Raw genomic sequence first — 6,610 nt, forward strand, 5'->3', positions numbered from 1 at the left:
TTTACAATCCAACACGCCGCCACAGCCATCTAGGCGGGGTCAGTCCTGACGAGTTCGAGGCAGCGCATCGCCACCCTCGGTCAGGTGTCCACTAAATCCTGGGAACTCCACAACGCTAGAACACGACCTTTCCAATCAAGAAAATCGGGTACAAGACAGATCCACAGACTCGAGTAGTAGCGGGGAGCTGAAGGGACTTTCAGCTGGTACCTGCATGCATCCAGCCAACCGAACAGGTGAGGATGATCTGCGCCCCGTAGTAGAGCGGCAACCCCCAGAGCTTGTTATTGGCACCCGGCGCCACGAAACGGTTGCGAGCAACGGCGACGTCCGAGATCGCAAATATCATCGCACCAACCGCAAGCATCCATATTCCAGAAGCTGCGCTTGCCGAAATCGCCAAGGCGCACATCGCAACAATAGCCGTCACGTACGCCGTAACGGCGACTCGATAGAAAGCTTTCAAATGGCTCCAAAGCCATGCGAGAACCGCAATCCCGAGACAGCTCATGAGAACGAGCCCCGCGACCAACGCCGTAGCATTGGTAGGCAGGGACGAAAAAGCGACGGCAAAAATCAAATGAGCAAGCAGGAAGCTGGCCAGACCAAGCAGGAACAGGCGGCTCTTCTGAGACAAAAGGAGTGCGTCCCCCACCCAACTGAGTCCAAGTGCCATCAGGATCAATTGCCCATAGGCTGACGCTGTCGCGTTGAGTTGAAGCGCCAAAGCCAGGAATGCCGTACTGGCGACCATTTTCAGTATGGCCTTGCCCATCTTCCAGCCGCGGTACTCGCTGAAGACCAGCCCGGCACAAGCAATAAGACAAACAGCGATTGTGAAGCTTGTTCCAGTCAGCATGATGATCTGTGTTCTCCCCAACGCTGCATTGATGACGAGCTGTGAAGCGGGTGCGCCTGGGTGAACTGTCGGCTGGGATCACTGCGACCATCGCCCAAGCTGGAACTCCAGGCTGCCAGTCACTCCAAGATTTCCTTGGCCAGTGCCTCGCAGGCAAAGGCCGATTCGGGCCGGGCCGAACAGGATTATCGTTTTTCGGCAGCGCCCTGATTTTACCATCACATGGTTGAGCTATTCTTCGACCCAAGAAGCGTGCTCCAGAACTCCACATCGCTCAGCCAAGCCGCCAGGTCACCGCCCGCATGCCCAGAGTCGATCCAACTTCTATTGATGAAGCGCTGCCTGGGGTCGCCGCCCGGCGAACGATCCGCTGGTCCAAGGCTGAGCGGAGTCAGTTGGTCGACAGCATCGCCGAGGAAGTCCCGGTTGCGATGCGCTACAACGATGTACCCTTTTCCGTACTGATGGCGACACCCTCAGACTTGGAAGATCTGGCACTGGGCTTCTCTCTGACTGAGGGCCTCGTTGCGGATACCTCTGAGTTGATCGGTGTCGAAGTAAGCCCATGCATCGAAGGTGTCGAGATTCACATTCGGGTGACCAGCACGGCACCTGCGGCTTCCCTGTCCGCCAGCTCGAGCCGGGCGCTACCCGGGCGCAGTGGGTGTGGTTTGTGTGGTGCACGACTGCTGGAGGACGTCATGCGCCTGACACCAGCGATTGAGAGACACTCAACATTTCCTGTGGCTTCATTGCGATTGGCGCTGTCATCCCTTCCCAAGATGCAGCCGATGAACCTAGCTACCGGCTCCATCCACGCCGCTGCGTGGGTGGAACCGGACGGTCGAATCACCCATGTTCGAGAGGATGTAGGACGTCACAACGCGCTGGACAAGCTGGTCGGCGGCCTGCGTCGTGCGTCCATATCGACCGAAGCAGGTCTGGTCCTCCTATCGAGCCGCGCCAGCTATGAAATGGTGAGCAAGGCGGCGCACGCTGGCATGGCCGTTGTTGCTGCCGTTTCCGCACCGACGGCGCTTGCCATCGACCTGGCCAACGCAGCCGGTATCTGCCTGATCGGCTTCGCCCGGCCTGATCGATTCAACGTGTACACGCATCCAGAGCGATTGCTTGGATTTGAATAGGGGATGGTGAAGCCCGAGAAGCAGCGGGTAGAACAATGGCAGAAAACCCCGTTTGGAAATCACATGAAACCAACATTCGAACGCCCAGTGTTGTAGCTCAATCTGGAACCACCGCGTTGCCCGGGATGAAATTCAGGTGGCACCGTTTGTGAGGTCCGCCTGATGACCACTTCACCTCGACTGCGTTCTGTGGAAAAGCAAACGTTTCATAGCCACATCGCTGCCAACGGAGACGGATCCTCCTTGCCGCGCCCCGGATTCAGACTGCGCCTACCCTTCATTGATGTACCCCTACGAGAGTGAGGCATCAACATGAACGAGAAGGACATCCCAGGCATCCGCAAATACGATGCTCCTGCAGGTGGCTGGGGGGCGCTGCGGGCAACGGCAAAAGCGATCAGTGAACAGATGGCCGCCCCGGAAGCTGCGATCACGCTGTTCCGGACCAACAAGCCGGAAGGCTTCGATTGCCCTGGCTGTGCTTGGCCCGATCGCCAGCACACCTCGACCTTCCAGTTCTGCGAGAACGGCGCAAAGGCCGTGACCTGGGAGGCCACCAAGAAGCGGGTAACTCCGGAGTTCTTTGCATCCAATACCGTTTCCTCGCTGCTGGAAATGACGGATTTCCAGTTGGAGGATCAGGGGCGCCTGACCCATCCCTTGGCCTACAACCCGGAGAAGGACATCTATGAGGCGGTGGAGTGGGATGAGGCGCTCAGCCGGATCGGGCAGATCCTGCGCGAGCAGCCAGACCCGAACATGGTTGAGTTCTATACCTCCGGGCGGGCCTCCAATGAGGCTGCATTCCTCTACCAGATCTTCGCCCGTGAATACGGAACGAACAACTTCCCCGATTGCTCAAACATGTGCCACGAGGCCACCAGCGTTGGTCTGCCGTCGTCCATAGGTATCGGCAAGGGAACCGTCTCGCTGGATGATTTCGACGCCTGCGAGCTGATCATTTCCATCGGGCACAATCCTGGGACCAACCACCCCCGCATGATGGGAACGCTGCATGAGGTCGCACGCCGGGGCGCCCCCATCATCGTGCTCAATCCGCTGCGGGAACGCGCCCTGGAGCGCTTCGCCGATCCGCAGGACCCGCTGGAGATGGCGACACTCGGGGCAACGGAGATCGCGTCTTCCTATCTGCAACCGCGCATAGGCGGCGACGCCGCAGCACTGAAAGGCATCATGAAGGCGCTGCTGGAGATGGAGGCCGACCAAGGTAGAGCCGCCGGCATTCTTGACCATCAGTTCATTGACGAACATACCAATGGGTTCGACGCCTTGGCCCAAGACCTGCGTGCGGCAAGCTGGGAAGGAATCGTTTCCGAATCGGGTTTACCTGAGGACGATCTGCGCAAGGTTGCCCAGGCCTATGCCAAGTCCAACGCAACCATCGTCACCTATGGCATGGGCATCACCCAGCACAGCACGGGCACCAGGAATGTCCAGCAGATCGCCAACCTGCTGTTACTGCGCGGCAACTTCGGCAAGCCCGGTGCAGGCATCTGCCCACTCCGCGGGCATTCCAACGTCCAGGGCGATCGCAGTGTCGGCATCACCGAGAAGCCCAGCGCAGAGATGATCGATCGGATCGAAAAGCGGTTCGGATTTCGCACCCCAAGCCCCCATGGTCACGACGCCGTTGCTGCCATGCAGGCCATTATTGATGGCCGCTCCACCGTACTCATCTGCCTTGGCGGAAATCTTGCAGTCGCGCTCCCCGATGGCGAAGCCTGTTTCGCAGGCATGCGTAGCCTGGAGATGTCGGTGCACATTGCGACCAAGCTCAATCGTAGTCATCTGCTGGTCTGCGAGAACACCTTCATCCTACCCTGTCTCGGCCGTACCGAGCTGGACATTCAAGCCACCGGGCCGCAGGCAGTCACCGTGGAAGACTCGATGTCGATGGTGCATGCATCGCGGGGCAAGCTGAGACCAGCGTCTGAACAGCTGCGCTCAGAGCCGGCAATCGTTGCAGGCATCGCCAGCGCGACCCTGCCCTCGAGTCGCGTGCAGTGGATGGAAATGGTGGCTGACTACGATGTGATACGTGAAGCCATCGAAGCAGTGTTCCCCGATTTCTCGGACTACAACGCCAGGATACGTATTCCTGGCGGCTTCCGTCTGCCTTTGCCGCCTACCGAACGTATCTGGCGGACTGCATCGGGCAAGGCCGAGTTCCTCCGTTTCTCGGGACTGGCTGAAGACCCGAAACCCGTCGACAAGACGGTGCTGAAGCTGGCCACCATCCGCAGCCACGACCAGTACAACACCACGATCTACAGCCTGGATGATCGCTACCGTGGTGTCTTCGGTCGCCGTGACGTGGTTTTCATGAACGAAGCGGACATGAGCGAGCGCGGGATCCAGCAGGGAGATCGGATTCGTATAAAGACGGCGCTTGACAACGAGGATGACAGGATTCTTGAGAACGTCATTGCAGTGAGTTACCAGATTTCCCGTGGGTCAGTGGCGACGTATTACCCGGAGGGCAACTGCCTTATCCCACTGAGCTACATCGACCCTGCGAGTGGCACGCCGTCCTACAAGTCGGTACCTGTCCATATCAGCCGGGCGTAGTCAGATGTGCGCCCGCCTGGTGCGTGGGGGTTGAAGACTGTCAGGCGCGCGGTCTCAATGGCGTTGCCTTGGAACGCGACTTCAAGCTTCGTCCGCCTGAACGGGCTTACCCGCCGCGAACGCGAGGAACTGGCGGATGGGAAGTGCCTTCGCATAGAGCCAGCCCTGCCCGAACTGGACATCGGACTGCTTCAGGTAGGCTTCCTGCTCCAGCGTTTCGATTCCTTCGGCGATGACCGTCAGCTTCAGGGCATGCGCCATGTTGATGATGTGGTCCGCCACGATGCTCTGCGCGGCGTCAGCACCGATAACGCGGGTGAAAGACTTGTCGATCTTCAGTGCATCGAGCGAGAGGCCTTCCAGCAAGGAGAGGCTTGAATAGCCGGTACCGAAGTCATCAATGGTGACCCGGTAGCCGAGGGAGCGCGCATTGCCGATTACCGCTGCAGCCGCTGCGGCGTTGATGAAGCCGCGCTCGGTGATCTCCAGCCAGATCTGCCCCGGCCGGAAGCCCGCCTTCGCCACCGCTGCATTCAAACCAAGCAGGAATCGCCCGCTCTCCATTTCATTGGCAGGAATGTTGATTGAGAGATGGGCATCCTGTTGCCCGCGCAGGTATTGGCCCATCTCTGCCACGCCCACGTCGATCACCAGGTCGGTCAGCGGTGAGATAAGGCCGGTGGCCTCCGCCAATGGAATGAACTGATCCGGGAATGCCATCGGCGTACCGGGCCGCTGCCATCTGACCAGCGCTTCGGCACCAATGCACAGCCCATTTTCCAGGTTGATGATCGGCTGGTAATGCACCACGAATTCCCTGTTCCTGATCGCCAACTCCAGCGTCTTCGCCGGCGACAGTTGCTGCCTCGACACCCAGATGATGAGGCCGATCAGTATCAGCGAGATGGCCGCACCGATAGGTAGCAGGTAGCGCCAGTCCAAGCCCGCCGCAGCCCCGGTCATTGCAGTGTCAGTCACCGCAAAGGCGACCAGACCCGCCGCAGGCCGGGAGGAAAATGCGTATCGATCGCCAGTGCCGGGGTGCACACCCGCCAGAAGCGCTTGCATCACCTGCGGCTTGACGACGCCAGAGGCTTCAAGAACCCGTCCGTCACGACTCGCCACGCCGTACACGACCTGTGTACTGATCACCAGGTCGGTAAGCCGGCCTGGGGTAATCAGCACGCCGTAGTCGCCGCGGCGGACCTCCACCCGGGGCTCACCCGTGAACAACCTGGGCAACTCGGCATAGGACAGCGAGCTGCCGTCGCCAAGATCCAGATCCGCATCGCCGGCCGGCACTGGCGGCGAGATCACGCCAAGCCGGGTGCATACCAGCTTTTCATCCTCGAAATAGCCCAGGTCCTCGATGCTGCGTGCATCGGCAACCACCTGGCCCATCATCTTCAGGTGTGCGAGCGAGCAGTCGGTGCGATCAATGCTGCCTGCGCGTACAAGTGCGCGCTTGGCATCATCCAGCGTACGCTCGGTGCGCTTTGCAGTGGACGCAGCGACATCATCGAGGTGCTGTTGCTGTGTCCTGAGCGCCTGCTCGCGCTGCACCCAGGACAACCCGATCAGTGGAAGAACACCCGCCGCAATTGCCAGGACGCCGGCGGCGAGCAGTACCGATTTCCTTCTCATGCAGCCTCGCCGTCTCGGCACGCGTCCAATCCTGACAGCGTACCGCAAAGCCGCCGGCCATCGCAGCGTGCGAAACCGCAAGGAGGGAGTCGTCGGTCAGTCCGTCAATGTGGAATCCGACGCCGCTTGGTCCAGACTGGAGCCAAGCTGGTGCTTTACGTCGATACACCGATGATCACACTGGATGCATTGAACAGCACCACCGCCGGGCCGCCCTCCTCCAGTTCCAGCGCGGCAGTCCCGGCCCGGGTGATGACCGCAACATGGAGTTCCCAGGATTTAGTGGACACCTGACCGAGGGTGGCGATGCGCTGCCTCGAACTCGTCAGGACTGACCCCGCCTAGATGGCTGTGGCGGCGTGTTGGATTGTAA

At 59.9% G+C, this 6,610-nt stretch carries 5 protein-coding genes; 2 read left to right on the plus strand and 3 right to left on the minus strand.

The genetic code is table 11. The features are described 5' to 3' along the window. Positions 1-199: 199 nt before the first annotated feature. Positions 200-859 carry a lysoplasmalogenase gene (locus tag ACVOLS_RS21115; protein ID WP_481547253.1) on the minus strand — a complete coding sequence of 220 codons (660 nt, stop codon included), beginning with the start codon at positions 857-859 and terminating at the stop codon, positions 200-202. Between the two features lie 302 nt (positions 860-1,161). On the opposite strand from ACVOLS_RS21115, the gene fdhD reads away from it, so the two are divergent. Both fdhD and ACVOLS_RS21125 read left to right on the plus strand, forming a co-directional pair. After that, positions 1,162-2,004: a formate dehydrogenase accessory sulfurtransferase FdhD gene (fdhD, locus tag ACVOLS_RS21120; protein WP_481547254.1), complete on the plus strand. Its 843-nt coding sequence runs from the start codon at positions 1,162-1,164 to the stop codon at positions 2,002-2,004. A 312-nt stretch (positions 2,005-2,316) separates the two neighbouring features. Then, the gene (locus tag ACVOLS_RS21125) at positions 2,317-4,593 is read left to right on the plus strand and encodes an FdhF/YdeP family oxidoreductase (protein WP_481547255.1); all 2,277 of its coding nucleotides are present in this window, start codon (positions 2,317-2,319) and stop codon (positions 4,591-4,593) included. Between the two features lie 81 nt (positions 4,594-4,674). On the opposite strand, the gene ACVOLS_RS21130 is transcribed toward ACVOLS_RS21125, so the two are convergent. Continuing rightward, on the minus strand, positions 4,675-6,318 hold the full coding sequence (locus ACVOLS_RS21130) for an EAL domain-containing protein (protein WP_481547256.1): 1,644 nt from the start codon (positions 6,316-6,318) through the stop codon (positions 4,675-4,677). A 74-nt stretch (positions 6,319-6,392) separates the two neighbouring features. Beyond that, positions 6,393-6,527, minus strand: a complete 135-nt coding sequence (locus tag ACVOLS_RS21135) for a hypothetical protein (protein WP_481547257.1) — start codon at positions 6,525-6,527, stop codon at positions 6,393-6,395. Positions 6,528-6,610 lie beyond the last annotated feature (83 nt).

This window comes from Stenotrophomonas sp. STEN038 (assembly GCF_056759895.1).

Excerpts from the sequence above, each read along its gene's own strand:
- ACVOLS_RS21125 (WP_481547255.1), top strand. The coding sequence starts at position 2,317 with ATGAACGAGAAGGACATCCCAGGCATCCGCAAATACGATGCTCCTGCA.
- fdhD (WP_481547254.1), top strand. The coding sequence starts at position 1,162 with ATGCCCAGAGTCGATCCAACTTCTATTGATGAAGCGCTGCCTGGGGTC.
- ACVOLS_RS21115 (WP_481547253.1), bottom strand. The coding sequence starts at position 859 with ATGCTGACTGGAACAAGCTTCACAATCGCTGTTTGTCTTATTGCTTGT.